This is a genomic window from Flavobacterium solisilvae (assembly GCF_012911605.1).
Lineage (GTDB): Bacteria > Bacteroidota > Bacteroidia > Flavobacteriales > Flavobacteriaceae > Flavobacterium > Flavobacterium solisilvae.
Genome location: NZ_JAAMPT010000203.1, coordinates 1 through 18,083, shown reverse-complemented (window position 1 = coordinate 18,083; position 18,083 = coordinate 1). Strand labels below are relative to the sequence as shown.

General features: G+C 35.7%; 13 protein-coding genes. 5 read left to right on the top strand and 8 right to left on the bottom strand.

All coding sequences use genetic code 11. From position 1 onward, the window contains the following. Positions 1-28: 28 nt before the first annotated feature. The 4 genes from G6042_RS14190 to G6042_RS05505 all read left to right on the top strand — a co-directional run bounded on the left by G6042_RS14190 (position 29) and on the right by G6042_RS05505 (position 3,611). On the top strand, positions 29-970 hold the full coding sequence (locus G6042_RS14190) for a bifunctional riboflavin kinase/FAD synthetase (protein ID WP_211161641.1): 942 nt from the start codon (positions 29-31) through the stop codon (positions 968-970). 86 nt (positions 971-1,056) lie between these two features. Next, positions 1,057-1,494 (top strand): hypothetical protein, encoded by a 438-nt coding sequence (locus G6042_RS05515; RefSeq protein WP_169523310.1) that lies wholly within the window; start codon positions 1,057-1,059, stop codon positions 1,492-1,494. Between the two features lie 71 nt (positions 1,495-1,565). Next, complete coding sequence (bioB, locus tag G6042_RS05510; protein ID WP_169523309.1) at positions 1,566-2,651, top strand: biotin synthase BioB; 1,086 nt, start codon at positions 1,566-1,568, stop codon at positions 2,649-2,651. 99 nt (positions 2,652-2,750) lie between these two features. Beyond that, complete coding sequence (locus tag G6042_RS05505; RefSeq protein ID WP_169523308.1) at positions 2,751-3,611, top strand: cupin-like domain-containing protein; 861 nt, start codon at positions 2,751-2,753, stop codon at positions 3,609-3,611. A gap of 34 nt (positions 3,612-3,645) precedes the next feature. Here G6042_RS05505 and G6042_RS05500 read toward each other — a convergent pair whose 3' ends face one another. After that, positions 3,646-10,059 (bottom strand): YDG domain-containing protein, encoded by a 6,414-nt coding sequence (locus tag G6042_RS05500; protein ID WP_169523307.1) that lies wholly within the window; start codon positions 10,057-10,059, stop codon positions 3,646-3,648. A 325-nt stretch (positions 10,060-10,384) separates the two neighbouring features. On the opposite strand from G6042_RS05500, the gene G6042_RS05495 reads away from it, so the two are divergent. Continuing rightward, on the top strand, positions 10,385-10,852 hold the full coding sequence (locus G6042_RS05495) for a regulatory protein RecX (protein WP_169523306.1): 468 nt from the start codon (positions 10,385-10,387) through the stop codon (positions 10,850-10,852). 601 nt (positions 10,853-11,453) lie between these two features. Here G6042_RS05495 and G6042_RS05490 read toward each other — a convergent pair. The 7 genes from G6042_RS05490 to odhB all read right to left on the bottom strand — a co-directional run. Continuing rightward, on the bottom strand, positions 11,454-12,614 hold the full coding sequence (locus G6042_RS05490) for a beta-ketoacyl synthase N-terminal-like domain-containing protein (protein WP_169523305.1): 1,161 nt from the start codon (positions 12,612-12,614) through the stop codon (positions 11,454-11,456). A gap of 101 nt (positions 12,615-12,715) precedes the next feature. Then, positions 12,716-13,987, bottom strand: coding sequence for an adenosylmethionine--8-amino-7-oxononanoate transaminase (bioA, locus tag G6042_RS05485; RefSeq protein ID WP_169523304.1), 1,272 nt, complete (start codon positions 13,985-13,987; stop codon positions 12,716-12,718). 120 nt (positions 13,988-14,107) lie between these two features. Continuing rightward, entirely contained in the window at positions 14,108-14,560 is a 453-nt protein-coding gene (locus G6042_RS05480) for a GNAT family N-acetyltransferase (RefSeq protein WP_169523303.1), read from the bottom strand. A gap of 4 nt (positions 14,561-14,564) precedes the next feature. Further along, positions 14,565-15,182 (bottom strand): dethiobiotin synthase, encoded by a 618-nt coding sequence (gene bioD, locus G6042_RS05475; protein WP_169523302.1) that lies wholly within the window; start codon positions 15,180-15,182, stop codon positions 14,565-14,567. Between the two features lie 37 nt (positions 15,183-15,219). After that, positions 15,220-15,621: a GxxExxY protein gene (locus G6042_RS05470; RefSeq protein ID WP_169523301.1), complete on the bottom strand. Its 402-nt coding sequence runs from the start codon at positions 15,619-15,621 to the stop codon at positions 15,220-15,222. 41 nt (positions 15,622-15,662) lie between these two features. Then, complete coding sequence (locus G6042_RS05465; RefSeq protein ID WP_169523300.1) at positions 15,663-16,823, bottom strand: aminotransferase class I/II-fold pyridoxal phosphate-dependent enzyme; 1,161 nt, start codon at positions 16,821-16,823, stop codon at positions 15,663-15,665. A gap of 98 nt (positions 16,824-16,921) precedes the next feature. Next, on the bottom strand, positions 16,922-18,083 hold a 1,162-nt coding region (odhB, locus tag G6042_RS05460; RefSeq protein ID WP_169523299.1), incomplete at its 5' end, for a 2-oxoglutarate dehydrogenase complex dihydrolipoyllysine-residue succinyltransferase.

Sequence of the window (18,083 nt, the reverse complement as noted above, 5' to 3'; positions counted from 1 at the left end):
TACTTTTGTAAAAAATAAAAAACAACTATTGAAAACCTATTCCTCTATACATTCTTTTACTGCCAAGAAAAAAACCATAGTAACCATCGGTACATTTGACGGAGTACATGTTGGACACAAAAAAATCTTGGAAAAGATAATTCAAAACACAAACAATAGTGATTATGAATCATTAGTGCTTACTTTTTTTCCTCATCCGAGGACGGTTTTACAAACAGCAACCGAAATGAAGCAGCTAAATACGATTGATGAAAAAAGTAATTTGATTGAAAAAGCAGGTATTGATAATTTAGTTATTCATCCATTCGACAAAGAATTTGCATCACTTTCGGCAGAAGAATTTGTAAAAAAAGTATTAGTCGATATTTTCAATATTCAAAAAATTGTAATTGGATATGATCATCGTTTTGGAAAAAATAGAACCGCCGATATTAATGATTTAATTGCGTTTGGAAACCAATATAACTTTGAAGTAGAACAAATTTCGGCAGAAGAATTAAATGAAGTTGCTGTTAGTTCTACCAAAATTAGAAATGCTTTAACCGATGGTAATATTGAGTTAGCCAATTCATTTTTGGGATATAATTATGCTATAACTGGAATGGTTGTTCAAGGAAAGCAACTCGGAAGAACGATTGGTTTTCCAACAGCAAACATCAGTATTAACGAAGACTATAAACTTATTCCTAATAGCGGTGTTTATGTAGTGGAATGTAAAATTGATAATCAATCCTATTTTGGAATGATGAACATTGGCACAAATCCAACGGTAGAAAATACCAATCAAAAACAAAAGTTGGAAGTGAATATCTTTGATTTTGATCAAGATGTTTATGGAAAGTCTATAAATATTTCATTTTTAAAGAGAATTCGCTCCGAGCAAAAGTTTGACTCTTTAGACGCGCTTAAAGCCCAAATTGCAAATGATAAAGTAACTTCACTTCTTTTTATAGAAAGTTTTAGGAACTAAAAAAATGTTAAAATATTGATTTTCAGTATATTTTGTTCTAACTTTGATAGGAATTTAACCGAGTTTTAACTCTAAAATTTACTATTATGAAACTTCCAAGAGAACTTATCAATGGGTTTCTAATGTCGGTTAGTATTGCTTTATTTTTTCTTTTGATGGAACTTTTAAATCTTTCTGACAATTATTACCTGCGAATTTTAAACCTACTTTTTGTCTTTTATTGGGTTAACCGAACGATAAAACAAAACCTGATGGAAGGACAAAATGGATATCTTTCAAACTTATTGTCGGCTGGTTTTACAGCTATATTTGGTGTTGTTATCAGTATTGCTGGATTGTTGTTTTACATCTATAATAAAGGAGGAACACAGTATATCAATCGATTATCGGAGCAATTCATTTTTGGTGGCGCAAGCGTCAACGAGTATTGTTTTGGACTTCTTTTTGAAGGATTAGCTTCATCAATGATTGTTGTTTTTATAAGTATGCAGTTTTGGAGAAACAAAACGCTATTAAATGATTAACTGTTAAATAAGCGACTTACTTTGATACTTTAGAACAATTCCCTATTTTTGATGCCTTATACAAAGCAAATATGAGCATCACTAAACATAATTGGACAAAAGAAGAAATTATTGCCATTTATAATAAGCCATTAATGGATTTATTATACGAAGCAGCAACAATTCACAGGCAGCATCATGACCCAAATGTGGTTCAGGTTTCAACACTTTTATCGATAAAAACTGGTGGTTGTCCCGAAGATTGTGGCTACTGTCCGCAAGCAGCAAGATATCATACTGATATTGAAGGAAATGATTTAATGTCAGTTCAACAAGTAAAAGCACAAGCGTTGCGAGCAAAATCATCAGGTTCATCACGTGTTTGCATGGGCGCAGCGTGGCGAAATGTAAAAGACGGCGAAGAATTTGACCAAGTTCTAGAAATGGTTCGTACGATTAACAAACTCGATATGGAAGTTTGTTGCACGCTAGGAATGTTAACCGAAAATCAAGCGCAACGATTAGCTGAAGCCGGATTATATGCTTATAATCACAATCTTGACACTTCAGAAGATTATTATAAAGAAGTAATTTCAACTCGTGCTTTTGACGATAGATTGCAAACCATAGAAAACGTTAGAAAAACTAACGTGACCGTGTGTAGCGGTGGAATTATTGGAATGGGAGAAAGTATCGAAGACAGAGCAGGAATGCTTGTTGCTTTGGCTACTTTAAATCCGCAACCTGAATCGGTGCCGATTAATGCTTTAGTTGCTGTTGAAGGAACACCAATGGAAAACGAAAAACCAGTTGAAATTTGGGAAATGATTCGTATGGTAGCAACTACCCGAATTGTTATGCCAGAAACCCAAGTTCGTCTTTCGGCAGGAAGAACCGAAATGTCGCGCGAAGGTCAAGCGATGTGTTTCTTTGCAGGAGCAAATTCGATTTTTGCAGGAGATAAATTGTTGACTACACCAAATCCTGATGTAAACGAAGACATGAAAATGTTTGAACTTCTTGGATTAATTCCACAAAAACCGTTCATCAAAGTAATGCAACCTAAAACTGTGGAAGCCGAAGACTCTCAATTTCAATCGTTGGGTGAAAAACCAAAATGGACACGACCAGAACACAAAATCGAAAGAAATTTAGAAGCTTCAAATAAAGGAAAATAAGTTAACATTTCCTTAAACTTTTACAATTTATAAACCTTTTTATAACTTTGCTCTTAGCATTTTTTGCTAAGAGCTTTTTTTATTATATAAACTCAGTCTATGTCATTAGCACTCACAGAAATTGAACGTGTAAAAACCATCTCAAAAGATGAATTTTATACTAATTATGTAAAAAAACAAAAACCAGTTGTTGTAGAACAATTAACTCAAGATTGGCCCGCTTTTGAAAAATGGAATTTGGAATATATTAAACAAGTAGCTGGAGATAAAATCGTTCCGCTATATGATGATAGACCAGTTTCTCATAAAGATGGTTTTAATGAAGCTCACGCCAAAATGAAAATGAGCGATTATGTAGATTTGCTTCAGTCGAAACCGACTAATTATCGTATTTTTTTGTATAATTTAATGAGTGAAGTTCCCGTTTTGAAAGATGATTTCAAATGGCCAAATATTGGATTACGATTAGTCAAACAATTGCCAATGTTATTTTTTGGTGGCGAAAATTCCAAGGTTTTCATGCATTATGATATTGATTATTCCAATATTTTACACTTCCATTTTCATGGAAAAAAGCGATGTGTTTTATTTGCGCCAACTGAAACACCTTATTTATACAAAGTTCCGCATGCTTTAATATCCAGAGAAGATATCGATTTTGATAATCCCGATTTTCAAAAATGGCCAGCATTACAAAAAGCAAAAGGACTAGTAACCGAACTAAATCATGGTGAAATGCTTTACATGCCCGAAGGTTATTGGCATTATATGAAATATGTTACACCTGGATTTTCGATGAGTTTGCGCGCTTTTCCTAGACAAATTGGTAATCTTTCCAAAGCAGCTTACAACGTTTTTATCATGCGTAATTTTGATAACCTAATGCGAAAATGGAAAGGGCAAAAATGGATTGATTATAAAAACGAGAAAGCAATATCTAACACAAATAAATACTTATAAAAAAAGGTCTTGAAAATTTTCAAGACCTTTTTGATTATTTAACCAAAACCTTTTTGGTAACCCAAATTCCGTTTTGGAGTTTTACTTTTACAATAACGGTTTGTTGAGCAATATCTTTTGCAAACGAATGTTCTTGATTTTCAACCGATGCTTTTTGATACAATTGTCTTCCTAAAACGTCATACACTTGAACTTCGTCAATATTTTGAATACTAGAATTAATCGTTACCGTATTGTTTTTAGAAAAAACAATTACTTGATTATCATAATCAAAATCAGCATTGCCAAGTGCGTTTGTAGTATATCGTAATACAAAACGAGTATTGTTGATACCAACTGGTGCAGTAAAATGATACGGACTTTGTTTTAAATCGTGAATGATATTCAATAATTTATCTTCCAAATAGATGTTTTGATTTCCTTCAAAAATTCCATCTACTTGTCGAATAGCAATCGTATGATTTCCTGCCGAAATAATTTTCATTCCCAGCGGAACTAAATCAGTAGTATCAAACGGTAGCGAACGACCTTGAATGATATAGGATTTTGTATTGATTAACGAATACAAACTTACTTCATTTCTTGGCATAAAGAACGTGTCATATAAATTGTCTTCACCCATAGTTGCATTACTAACATAACCAATCAAAGCAGTATCAGTTTGACCATTTGAAGTTTTGATAATGTCTAACCAAATGCGGTGTTTTTCATCACTAGCAGCAACACTATTCTCTGTATTTGCTGTTCTAAAGAATTGAGTGTTATCATAAGCGCTTTCGTTGTCTTTAACTCTCATGCTGTTAGTAAAACGAATGGTGTTTTTATGAGCTAAGTGAATTGTATCGGTTGGCGTTGGTGTAATGTCATATGGAGTTTCTCCAAAGGCATTATCTTTCATACTAATCATAAATCCTTGTCCAGCTCCAATAAAACCATCAAAATCGGGATCGGTTGATCCTGTTCCGTTAAATTTTATATAATCGGTTGAACTATAGTTGTTAGCGAAGTTGTAATAATAAGGATCTTGATTTCCACTTGATAAATTTATACCGTGTTTCCAAATCCAAACGGAACCAACAATAGTTGTAGCAGGAATTGTAGGCGTAGGAGTTGATGGATCAGTATCAACAAGATTAGCACCATTAGTCTGTAAAAACTCTAAAGCACTAATAGCCGAAGGATATGGATTTCCAACTAAATTCCAATTGTCGTCAAATTTAGTTACATTAGTTCCATCTGTAGTTCTACTTCCTCTAAAAATATCAACATCCACAGTTCCATTACGAGGTGTTCCTTTGAAATTAGTTGCAATAGTATCCATTGAAGTAGGAACTCTAACAATATAACCTTTTCCTTTTGACATTAAAGGTTGTCCTGATGGAGCTACTGAAGGTGGAACAATCCAATTACCTTGTGTTCCGTTACTATTTAATTTAATTGGATTCCATTCATAGCGTAAACCGCTATTTGGAATTAGATTTACATTAAAATTATCTGTTGGCGATGACCAATATACATAATCGTTTGTAGTAACAGTTGCTTTTCGTTCCATGAAAAAGTTTTCTCCAGAATTGAGATTGGCAGGATCGGTATCCTCAATTTGAATTAATTGACCGTTGTTTTCAATTACCATTTTTGCAGTGGCTGTAGTTGGAACTTTTACTGCTTTTTGTACTGTGATAACTTCTCCTACTCCTATTTTTAGTATTGCGCTATTACCAGCTAGATCTAAAACCTCTAAATTTTCATTTACACGCGTAGCAGTACTGTCCTGAAGTGTTTTATTTCCACTTCCAGAAATGTGTAGGTTTTGATAACTGTATGGGTTTAAAGTAGTGCCAAAGTTAGTATGAGTAATGGTTTGGTCACCCAAAGAAGCACCAAATGGAATTTCTCCTTGCTTTCTAGCATATTCAACAATACTTCCTGGTTCTAATACAATATTTTCTATTGAGTTTTGAACACTTTGATAAGGTTGTGCAGAAGCACTTCCATAAAATCCTGGAACTACAGCGGTAACAAAACGACCTCCTGTTTCTACAGTAAGTTTCGTGTTGTTCGTACTTCCAATAACTGGGACATAGCCATTAGAACTTGTAAATTTTCCTGTTCCAGTAATAGTAAATGTTCCGTTATTATTTAAAACGATTGGGTTATATGTAGTATCGCCATTAGAATTATTAACATAAGTTCCTGTAACCTCAATATTTTGATAGGATTTAGACCGTATCGATTGACCAGCAGTAAATATTGTATTTGCAAATTCTACAACACCTCCTGTTAAGTTATATGTTCCTGAAAAAGGAGGTTGTACACTCGCACTGCCTTTTGATATTCTATAACGACCGCCACTCATAGTAAGATTACCATATTGACTTGCGTTGGTATTGAAACTATAAGTGCTGTTATCTATAACAATTCCTTTTCTAATTTCTAAAGTTCCAGTCGCGTCAAAACTTCTATTATTACTTGATGCGTGAAAGGTTAATTCATCAGTGTCTAATTCTACGATTACTTTTCCAGTAATACCGCTGTCTGGAAGTCCGTTTCCTGTAATTTGATCGGCTTCTTCTGCGGTAACTTGTGTAGCATTGGCTTTACCAATATAGTGGTAGGTCGCACCTGGATTATAAGTTCTTCCTGCAATAGGTGTTTGTACATTTCCTAAACTTGCAGTGGTTGTAATACCATCTGGGGAAGTGATTTTTAAGGTTGAGCCAGATTGTGAGGTAAATGTTGTACTACTTCCGTTATTGGTAATATTCAATGATGTATTTCCGGAACCATTGGTTCCGTTAAACCCAAAATCAAATGTTCCACCAGTTTTAACAGTAAAAGTTGAATTTGTGCCTAATGCAAAATCTTGATTAATTAGTTTTGTATATGATCCTGAATTTACATTAAACGCAATATTAGAAGCAGTAGCTGCATTGGCAACATCAATTGTTTGGGTAGTTGCATCTGTTAAACCATCGCCTGTTCCTGTAAAATTAAATATACCTCCTGAGAGACTTCCAATTAATTGTCCTGAGACACTTAAATCACCTTTAAGATTGACTGTAGGAATTAGAACTCCACTATTTTGTTTCATATTGAAAGTTCCTCCTGATATTTCCATGTTCCCTTCAATATTCAATTGAGCCGAATTAGAATAAGTATAACCTGTTGGTAATGTTAAAATAAATGAACCTGCCGTTTGTTTAAAGTCACCTAAAACATTGATGGTTTTTGTTCCTGTAAAAGTACTCCAACCACCACCAAGGGAAAAACTTCCTACGCCACTAAAAGTAAGGTTGTTGTATGTAAAAGGAGACATTGCCCATCCAGTATCTGGCGAAATATATTCCACAGTACTATTAGTGACTGTATAAATACTTGTACTTGGATCTGGTACAACATTAAAGCCGCCACAAATTTTTATAACTCCTGTAGGAGAGAAAACCCTATTACCTCCTAAAACATCTAAATTACCATAGGTTAAAGGTGGAATTAATTGCGATGCAGCGCTTTTTATAAATACTTGACTATCGCAATCTAAGGTAGATGATACTGAACTACTATAACTAACATTGCCATTAATTGTAAATACACCTGTTGCACTTGCAGTAAAAGCACCAGTTCCACTAAGCGTAAAATCTTTTACGGTGCGACAATCAGTAATGTTTAACATGTTTGTTCCTGTAGAACTAATTACGATATTGTCTACGCTAGATGGAACACCACTTGGTGACCAGTTTCCAGCATTTGCCCATGATGAAGAATTCGCTCCAGTCCAAGTATATGTAGTTGCTGTTGGAGTAGTACCACAAAATAGACTTTCCCATGAAGTAGCTACACGGATGCCGTCAACAAATCCAACTTCTTTTCCTGTTTCACGAATAGCAAAATACCGTATTGAAGTATTTGGATCTGTATCTGTCGTAACTGCTGTTATTGTTGGCGCTCCAGCTAATGCTTCACTTGCTGGTACTCCGCTTGGAATTATCCACATTTTAAAAACATCATTTGTACTTCCTGAAACAAACTCGTTTTTAATGACGATTAAATAAGTAGTATTAAAAGATAAAACCGGTGTGTTCCATGTTATTGTTCCAGTTGGAGATTTTCTAATACCAAGTTGATATCCAACTCCGGAAGATCGCATTTGAACTAAACCATAGTATGCTGGAATAGTATTATTGTCCATGAATGACAAAAAGTAGTCAGCTGTTCCAGCTCCAGTAATATTCAACATAAAAGAAGCATATAGATTTCCTGAAGAAATACCGCTAACTCCAGAAACTTCTCTTCTAAAATCATCATCTGCACCTCCTTGAAATTGCCCACTTCCACCACTTCCAGAACTTGCATAACCTGAATACGAAAGACCAACTGTATTGTATTTAAAAGGATCAGCTCCATTACTTTGAAATGCCCAATTAGTCATGAATGCTGTGCTTGTTGAAATGTCTTCAATATCGCAACCTCCATAATCAAAATTCTCTTCCCATAGTGGTGGACTACAAGTTGTTATATTCACTGTAACTGTTGTGCTTCCTGCGGTATAATTTCCGTTAGCAGCTTGATTGACTGTTAGTGTTTCTGTGCCATTTGAAACAGCTGTTATCGTAGAACCGGCTAAAGTGGCAAATCCACCACCAGAAATGCTGTAACTCATTGCTCCGGCAGAAGTTGAAGTAATGTTTGCTCCAGGCAAAGTATACGTTCCGCCAACAGTTAAATTAATTGTTGATGTAGTAAAAACAGGTGAAGCAGGAGTGATATTAGCCGTCAATCCTGTTGGTTGTGTTACGGTATAATTCCCGCTATCAGCTCCAGCTATGGTTAAGTTAGCGGTGACACTAATTCCTGTACCAACGTTAGGAGAAGCAAATGTTCCTCCACCCGAAACAGTAACCGCATCTGGAGAAATTACTCCAACCAAAGTTGCTCCAGTAATAGTTGCCGTTGTAGTACCATCATAAGGTTTATTTTGTGCTGTTGCGCCAGAAACGGTTAATGCTTTTGGAGTAATGTTTGCTGTTAAAGTTGGTTGTGTTACCGTATAATTTGTTGAAGGTGCATTATAGTTGCCAGTTCTTACTACCGTAGCGCCAACATTTTTTGAACTGAAAGCCCAAGTTACCGAACCAGTCACGGCAAAAGTTTCTCCTAATACCAAACCGCTGTAAGCTGCTGTTCCAGTTATTACTACTGAGGTATTGCCATCATATTCTTTGGTGGTTGCTGATAAACCTGTTATGGTCAACGCTTTTGGACTAACGGTGCTGTTAGGTATTGTTTTTGTTGCAGAGGTTGTGCCATCACTAAAGGTAATATTTCCATTATGGGTTCCAGCAGCAGTATTGTTAGCTAATCGAACGCAAACTGTTCCGCTTGCACTTCCATCACTTGCTACTGTATAAGTTTGTGATGCGGCATACGTTCCGCCAGAACTTGTAGCTACTTCAAAACCTGAAGGCGCAGTTACAGTTACTAAACTGCCCGTAAGATTACCTGCGGTAAACGTAATACATTGGTTAGCCGAAGCTGTTCCATAAGTGGTAGTCATGGCAATTATAGCAGTCGATGCCGGAGTAATAAATGGTGAAGTATTGTTAACCGTTAACGTATAAGTTGCTGTATCAGTACAATACGTACTATTGGCAACTTGAGAAGCTGTAATAGTTGCTGTTCCTGGGCCAACAATAGTTACTTGACCTGTAGTTGAATTTACGGTAGCTACGCCAGTATCACTACTGCTGTAAGTTATTGCGCCAGCACTACTAGATGTTGCCGTTTCTGTAAAATTAGCGTCCGTATCATTTTTAGTAATTGAGCTTACGCTAAATGCTAATCCTGGATCGGTGCAAGTTGGTGTACAAGTTTCAGTATGACCTGCATTTGCTGAACCCGTTGAATAAGCAGCACTTACTATCCATTCTGAATTAGTTGCGTTTGTTCCAGCAGAAGACGCCCAATTTGTGTTAGGTGAACAAACAGTTGGTTTCCTTGTAAGTCTTCTGTCGACAGTCGCATTTGCTGTACCTGCAACAGCCCAGCCTGTTCCAGGATCACTACCTATAGTTCCAATTACATCGATTAATGTCCATGTTCCAGAAATATTTTTTTCTAGTGCAATAGCATCATCTCCATTCCAAGTAGCGCTTGCCCATGTTATATTTGCACCTGGCACATCAGTTGTATTGTTAGCTATTACATAAGTATTTCCAGTTATGATATTTGTTGAAGAAAATGTAAGTGAAGCTGTCAATGCAGCACCATTAACTCCTGTTCTTATCCTGTAGTTTGCTAAATCAATAGTGCTTCCAGTTCCGTTGTATAACTCAATATATTTAGAATTACCCGATGAACCTTCACCATACTCTGAAATAATCAATTCGGTTGTTTGTCCCCATGAAAAAGCACTAACCAAAAGTGTTAGTAAAAGTAGTAGTTTTGATTTCATAATTAAATGAATATAATTTTTTATAAATACGTCGTTTTTGGCCATAAAAAATAGCACGCGTAAATCATCGGTAGAAAAGGGGACAACAAAAATAAGTGTAAATTGTTAATCTACAATCATTTTATGTTAAGAAATAATGAACAAAAAGCAAATAATTGTTCAAAACCATCTTCTAATTACGATTAATGTAGATTTTGTACGACAGTTCGGTAGAATTTTTTGCAAATTTTTGAAAAACAATTACTTAAACAGTTGTTAAAACAGCATAAAAATTAAGTGAGATTTATTCTTTACCTTTGTTTTTTAGCTAATTTTTTTCCAATAAATGTCTCAAAAACTATCCTTTTCTGAAGCCCAAAAAAAGCTCGAATATTTTTGTGCGTATCAAGAGCGTTGCCATCAAGAAGTGGTGCAAAAATGTTATGAATTAGGCTTACTTTCCATCGAAATAGATGAGGTAATGGTGCATTTAATTCAAAATAATTATCTCAACGAAGAACGTTTTGCTAGAAGTTTTGCAAGAGGAAAATTTAGAATTAAGTTTTGGGGAAAAACCAGGATTGTTAATGAATTGCAAGCTCGAAAAATTGCTTCGCCTAACATCAAATTAGCCTTAACCGAAATTGATGAAGATGAATACGAACAAGCGTTCAATACTTTATCCGAACGCCATTGGAACAGTATTTTGGAAAAAAACACCTTAAAAAAGCGTAAAAAATTCTGTGATTATTTACTTCGTAAAGGCTGGGAAAGCGAAATGATTTACAGTAAAGTGAAAGAACTGGAGAAGTAGTTTCGAGTTTAAAGTTGGGAGTTTCGGGTTTCGGGTTTCAGGTTTCTTCACACAGTTTGTCATGCTGTAAGCATCTTAAAATAGTTTGGAGTTTGAAGTTTGGAGTTTGAAGTTTGAAGTTGATTTTTGAAGTTTCGAGTATCAAGTTTCAAGTTTCAGGTTTCTCCACACAGTTTGTCATTCCGTAGGAATCTTAAAATAGTTGGGAGTTTGAAGTTTGGAGTTTGGAGTTTGAAGTTTGAAGTTGATTTTTGAAGTTTCAAGTTTCAAGTTTGATTTTTGAAGTTGAAGTTGATTTTTGAAGTTTCGAGTTTCAGGTTTTTCCACACAGTTTGTCATTCCGTAGGAATCTTAAAATAGTTGGGAGTTTGGAGTTGGATTTGTCATTTCGACGAAGGAGAAATCACATAAACTGACTAATAAACTTATCTCATAGGTTAAAATATGATGCAGTTTTCAGTTGTGTTTAAAATAGCTCACGGATGAAACGGATTTTACGGATTAGCACTTATTAAATCCGTATAATCGGTGAAATCAGTGGCAAAAAGATTTGTGTTATGAGATTTCTCCTTCGTCGAAATGACAAAAGCCATAGTCAATTTTAATTCTTACTCAACAAAACACTAACGGCATTTCCGCCAAAACCAACCGCGTTTATCAATACTTTTTTGATTTCTTTTCTTGGTTTTTGTGCTTCCGCAAATGGAACGCCAATAAATTGATTGTGTTGCATCATCAGGATAGCCAATTCCATATTCAACATTCCCGATGCGCCAAAAGTGTGACCTACTTTCCATTTATTGGTGGTTAGCATCGGAGGATTTTCTATAAAGACTTTTTGAATGGCTTTGTATTCAGAAGTATCGCCTTTTAATGTTCCAGGCATGTGCATCACAATGGCGTCAACTTCTTCTAAATTGGTGTTTTGCAACGCCATTTTCATCGATTTTTGAAAGCAATTCGCTTCGTCAGAAATCGAAATATTGTGTTCAATATCGTCCGTTGCATAACCAATTCCTTCGATGTAAGCCAATGCCTTTGGGTTTTCGCCAAGTTCTAAACAAGCCACACTTGCTGCTTCGCCCAAAACCATAGTGTTTTTGGTTTTTGTAAAATCGAAAGAGCGACATGGAAATGCTGTGTTTTCTTCTTTAGAATAAATCTTCAACGCATGCATTTGTGCAATAGTAAAAGCGGTTAACGGTGCTTCACTTCCGCCGACTAAAAACTTAGTTGCCATTCCTGATTGTAACCATGCAACCGCATTTAAAACGGAATGCAAAGCGGTGGAACAGGTTATGGAATGTGAAATTTCGGGTCCGTTGTTTTTTAAATCGTGAGCAACCCAAGACGAAATATTTCCAAGTGTTGTTGTTGGCGATGCTAAGGTTGAAGTTTTTCCGGTTTCTAGAAATTCTTGGTGGTGTTTTTCAAATAATTGTGTCGCACCACGAGACGAACCCATGTTAATGCCAAAGTTGTCACTAGTTTTCCAACCCGCATTTTTAATGGCTTGACGCGATACTAAAATGGAAAGTAAAACGGTTTCGTCTAAGGCTTTGTATTTGATTTCGCTTTTGCGTAAATCTTCTATTTCTTGTCTAATTTCCGCCGGAATTGTGGCAACAAATTGTGTTTTTCCATTGAATTCTTGGGTTGAAATTAGTGTTTTGTTTGATAAATAATTGCGCCAAATTTCTTCAGGATTTTTTCCTAAAGGCGAAATGGATGCTAATGCAGTTATGGCGATTTTGGTTTTCAATACTAAAAGTTTAACCACTAAGTACACTAAGCCATCACGAAGAACACAAAACTTAGCGCACTTAGTGCATTCTTTGTGACCTTTGTGGTTAAGTCGCAAAATTACACTATTTCTAGAGCATTTTCAATGGTTTGATAGACTTTTTGCAGTTGATTTTCAGTGATGATGTATGGCGGCAAAATGTAAACGATGTTGCCAATTGGTCGCATGATGATGCCGTTTTCCATGAAAAAATTAAAGAGTTTTGTGCGCATCGTTCCATAGTAACTTTCGGCGGTTTTAGTCTTGATTTCAAGGGCAAAAATGGTTCCGAGTACGCGAGTTGTAGCTACTTTTGGATGGTTTTTTATTTTTTCTTCGAATGCCAAATGCGATGCGTTAACCCGTTGGATATTGTGCTGCATTTCATCGGTTTGTAGCAACGAAATACTTGCCAATGCTGCGGCACAACCTGTTGGGTTTGCGGTAAAAGTATGTCCGTGAAACAAGGCTTTGTTAACATCATCGTCATAAAATCCGTCGTAAATCTCTTGGCAAAAAGTGGTGATTGCCATTGGGATTGTTCCGCCAGTTAAGGCTTTTGACAAACACATTACGTCTGGTTTTACTTGTAAATAATCGGTTGCGAAGGTTTTTCCGGTTTTTCCGAAACCTGTCATAACTTCGTCGGCAATGGTAAAAACGTTGTTTTGGTTGCAAATGGTAATCATTTTTTCCAGAATTTCTGGTTTGTACATGACCATTCCTGCTGCACCAAGAACTAACGGTTCAAAAATAAAGGCGGCATAATCGTCTGTTTTTACTAGGTTTTCTAGAATTTCTATTGCTTTTTGTTCGTTTCCTTGGGTTGGAATTGGAACGCGAACCACTTCTAACAATGAACTTTTGAACGCTTCGGTATAAAATGAAATGCCGCTTGCCGCCATTGCTCCAAAGGTGTCACCGTGAAAAGCATCTTCAAAAGCAATGATTTTGGTTCGCTTTTCGCCTTTGTTGTAAAAATATTGCAAACATCCTTTTATGGCAACTTCTACTGCGGTCGAACCGTTGTCGGAATAGAAAATTTTCTTTTGGTTTGACGGTAAAATTTCCATCAATTTTTCAGACAATAAGACGGCTTTATCGTGAGTAAAACCGCCAAAAAGAACGTGTTCTAACGTGGTTAATTGCTTGTAAATGGCATCGGCTATGATTTGGTTAGAATGTCCAAACGGATTCACCCACCAAGATGCAATGGCGTCAATGTATTCGTTATTGTTTTCGTCCCAAAGCAAGGCATCTTTTCCTTTGACAATTGCCGGATGAAATTGCGCCGTTTTGTGTTGTGTGTATGGATGCCAGTTGTATAGTAAATCTCTTTCGGAAAGGTTCATTTTATTAGACTATTGAAAATAGAGAATAGAAAAAAGACTATTCGCTACATGTTTTTGCAAAGATAACTAAGTCTATTTTTTTATTCTATTTTCTGTTCCGATATGTTGTAAAAAGATGTGTTAAAGGTTGCGCTCCATAATGGGTAAAAACCTATTTTTTGTGGCTGTTTCTAGTTGTCCAATGGTTGTAAATCCGAATTTTTGATAGAATTTTTCAGCATTTGGATCGGCATCGAGCAGTACTTTTTCAATAGTTGGAATTTCTTTTATTCGATGTGAAAAATCAGTCATAAGTTGGTTTCCAATTCCTTTTCCAATGAATTCAGGAAGTAAAAAAAGATTGTCTAATTTGATGGTTTTTTCGTTTTCGAAATAATACGAATAGTAACCAATAACCTGATTTTCTTGTATTAGTTTATACACAAAATGAGTTTCGATATATTCTTCTGAAATGGTAAGCGTATCACTCCATATCGTCATTTGCTCGGCAGAATATCCCCAAAATGCTTTTGATTTTTTGGTGATTTCGGTTAAAACTTGATGATCTTCTTGAGTTGCTTTTTCGATTTTCATTTAATTATAATGCTAAAAGTGAGTCACGAAATTTATCAGCATAATACTGAATGACATTTTGGTCAAAATAAGGTTCGTTTTCAATTCGTCCAATAAATTTAGCTTTGGTTTTTGACAAAATTATTTCTTCGGCTGCTTTGTTTTCATCGCCAGAAAATACAATTCCGGCAACTGCTATATTTCTATTTTTTAAAGCTTCAAATGTCAATAACGTATGATTGATGCTACCAAGATAATGGCGAGAAACTAGAATTACTTTGTAATCGGGTTGTATTAAATCGATGATGCAGTCGTTGTCATTTAACGGAACGAGAATTCCACCTGCGCCTTCAATAACTAAATGATTATCGGTTGAAGGTTCGATTATCTTTTTTAAATCGATGGTAATTCCGTCAATTTTTGCTGCAAAATGTGGACTTGCTGGTGTGTTTAACTTATAGCTATTTTCGTGGATAACGGTTTTATTATTAGAAATATAGCGTTGAATTTTATGACTATCAGAATTGTCTAAATCGCCAGCTTGAACAGGTTTCCAATAATCGGCTTCGAGTGATTGTGTAATTATAGCAGAAGCGATGGTTTTGCCTACATCGGTTCCAATGCCTGTGATGAATAGTTTCATAGTATTTTGCCACGGATAAAACGGATTGAACGGATTATCACTGATTTTTTATATTTATTTTTCTATCGTTTGTGTAAATTATTCTTTTAAATTCTGGCTCTTCTCCAAAATTCAATAACATTCCAACTTCAATTGGAGTTGCTTTTAAATAGTTCATTATTTGCGCAACATGAACATTCATTATCAATTCTGTTGCTTTTAATTCTACGATTACTTTGTCTTCAACAAGCAAATCAGAATAGTATTCGCCAACTAGTTGTTTCTTGAAATATACTTTAATTTGTTTTTGAGCTTCTACTTTATATCCTAAAGATTTTAATTCAAAATACATTGCATTTTGATATACTTTTTCTAAAAAACCATAGCCAAGTTCATTATAAACCTCATAATAAACTTTTAGAATTGCATCGGTAATTGATTTATGTAATAAACTTGTCATATCTAATCTAGGTAAATCAGTAAAATCCGTTTCATCAGTGGCTAAAATACAAAGCTACTTAATAACTTCAATACTTCTGAAATTTGGCTGGAGGAATTGTAGGAATGCAAACAAAAACGCAATCGTTCTTGACCTTCGGGAACGGTTGGCGATAGAATTGGTTTTACATCAAATCCGTTGTTTTGAAGTTGATTTGCGATGGATTTCACCTTTTCATTTCCTGGAATAATGGCACATTGAATAGCAGATTTGCTGTATACAAAAAGCGGTTTCAAACCCATTTGCATTTTTTCTTGATTGAAAAATTGAATGTTGTTTCTCAGATTTTCAATGGCTTCTTTTTCGGTTTTCAACTTTTGATAAGCCATTAAAATGGTTGCAACGGAATGAGGCGAAAGTCCTGTGGTGTAAATAAAACTTCGGGCAAAATTGATGAGATAACTTTTTAATGCTGAACTTCCTAAAATCGCAGCGCCATGACAACCTAATCCTTTTCCGAAGGTCATAATTCGGGCAAAAACTTTGTCTTGCAAACCTTGACTTTGAAGTAAACCTTCGCCATGATTACCAAAAACACCTAACGCATGCGCTTCGTCAATCACCAAAAAGCAATTGTATTTTTCACAAAGAGTTACTAATTCTTCCAAATTTGGCGAATCGCCATCCATGGAGAAAACGGATTCTGTAACAACGTATATTTCAAAAAAAGCACCTCGACTGCGCTCGGTGTGACAAACGGTTAGTCGCTTTTCTAAATCTTCAAAATCATTGTGTTGGAATTTATATGATTTGGCGTTGCTCATTAAAATTCCGTCGCGGATGGAAGCGTGACAAAGTTCATCGTATAGAATAACATCATTTCTTTGCGGAACGGAACTGAAAAAACCCACATTGGCATCGTAACCCGAATTAAAAATCAACGCGGTTTCCGATTGATGAAAATTAGCTATAAAATCTTCTGTGATTTGATATAAATTGTGATTTCCAGAAATTAATCGTGAACCTGTTGCGCCGTTTATTTTGATATTATTTTCTAAAAGATACTGATGCGTTTTATTGAAAATTTCCTCCGAATTGGCGAAACCTAAATAATCATTGGAAGCAAAATCGATTAAAGCATTAGAAACAGGTAACTTTCGCAAGGCATTATTTTGCTCACGTTGTTGCAGTTTTTGCTGTAATGATTTTGGAAAATGTTTCATGGTTTACAAATGTAACAAATCATCGGATAAAAAAAATCCCAAACTCTTTTGGAATTTGGGATTTAGATTCTTCCTTCGTCAGAATGACAAAGTTGGTATTATAATTCTAATGCTTTTTTAGCATTTCCATTCATTAAATGTTCTACTGGATTTTCTAATGCTTCTTTTACAGCAACCAAGAAACCAACAGACTCACGTCCGTCAATAATTCTGTGATCATAAGAAAGTGCAACATACATAACTGGTGCGATAACGATTTGACCGTTTTTCACGATTGCTCTATCAACCACGTTGTGCATTCCTAAAATTCCAGATTGTGGCGGATTGATAATTGGTGTTGATAACATACTTCCAAAAACACCACCATTTGAAATAGTAAATGTTCCGCCAGTCATTTCGTCAACTGTAATTTGTCCATCGCGCGCGCGCAAAGCCAAACGTTTGATTTCAGCTTCAACACCACGGAAGGATAATGTTTCTGCATTTCGCATTACTGGAACCATCAAACCTTTTGGTCCAGAAACCGCAACTGAAATATCACAGAAATCATAAGAGATTTTCTCTTGACCGTCAATCATTGAGTTCACATCAGGATATAATTGTAACGCACGAGTTACGGCTTTAGTAAAGAATGACATAAATCCTAAACCTAATCCGTGTTTGTCTTTGAAAGCATCTTTGTATTCAGCTCTTAAAGCATAAATTGCCGACATATCAACTTCGTTAAACGTAGTTAACATGGCGGTTTCGTTTTTAGCAGAAACTAATCTCTCAGCTACTTTACGACGCAACATTGATAATTTTGTTCTTTCAGAACCACGATTTCCGCCAGTTGGTGTTCCCATTGATGGAACAGCATTTACTGCATCATCTTTAGTAATTCTTCCACCTTTTCCAGTGCCAACAATATCAGTTGGTTGGATGTTTTTCTCGTCTAATATTTTTCTAGCTGCTGGTGATGGTGCTTGAGTGGCATATGTTGCAGCTGGTTGTGCTACAGGTTTTGGAGCTTCCACTTTTTTCTCTTCCGCTTTTGGTGCTTCTGCAACTGGAGCTGCTTTTGGAGCATCACCACTTGGTTTTGCTGCAGCGGTGTCGATTAAACAAACTACTGCGCCAACGGCAACTGCATCGCCTTCTTCTGCTTTTAGCGTGATAATTCCGCTTGCTTCTGCGGGTAATTCTAATGTTGCTTTATCAGAATCAACTTCGGCAATGGCTTGATCTTTTTCTACATAATCGCCATCTTTTACTAACCAT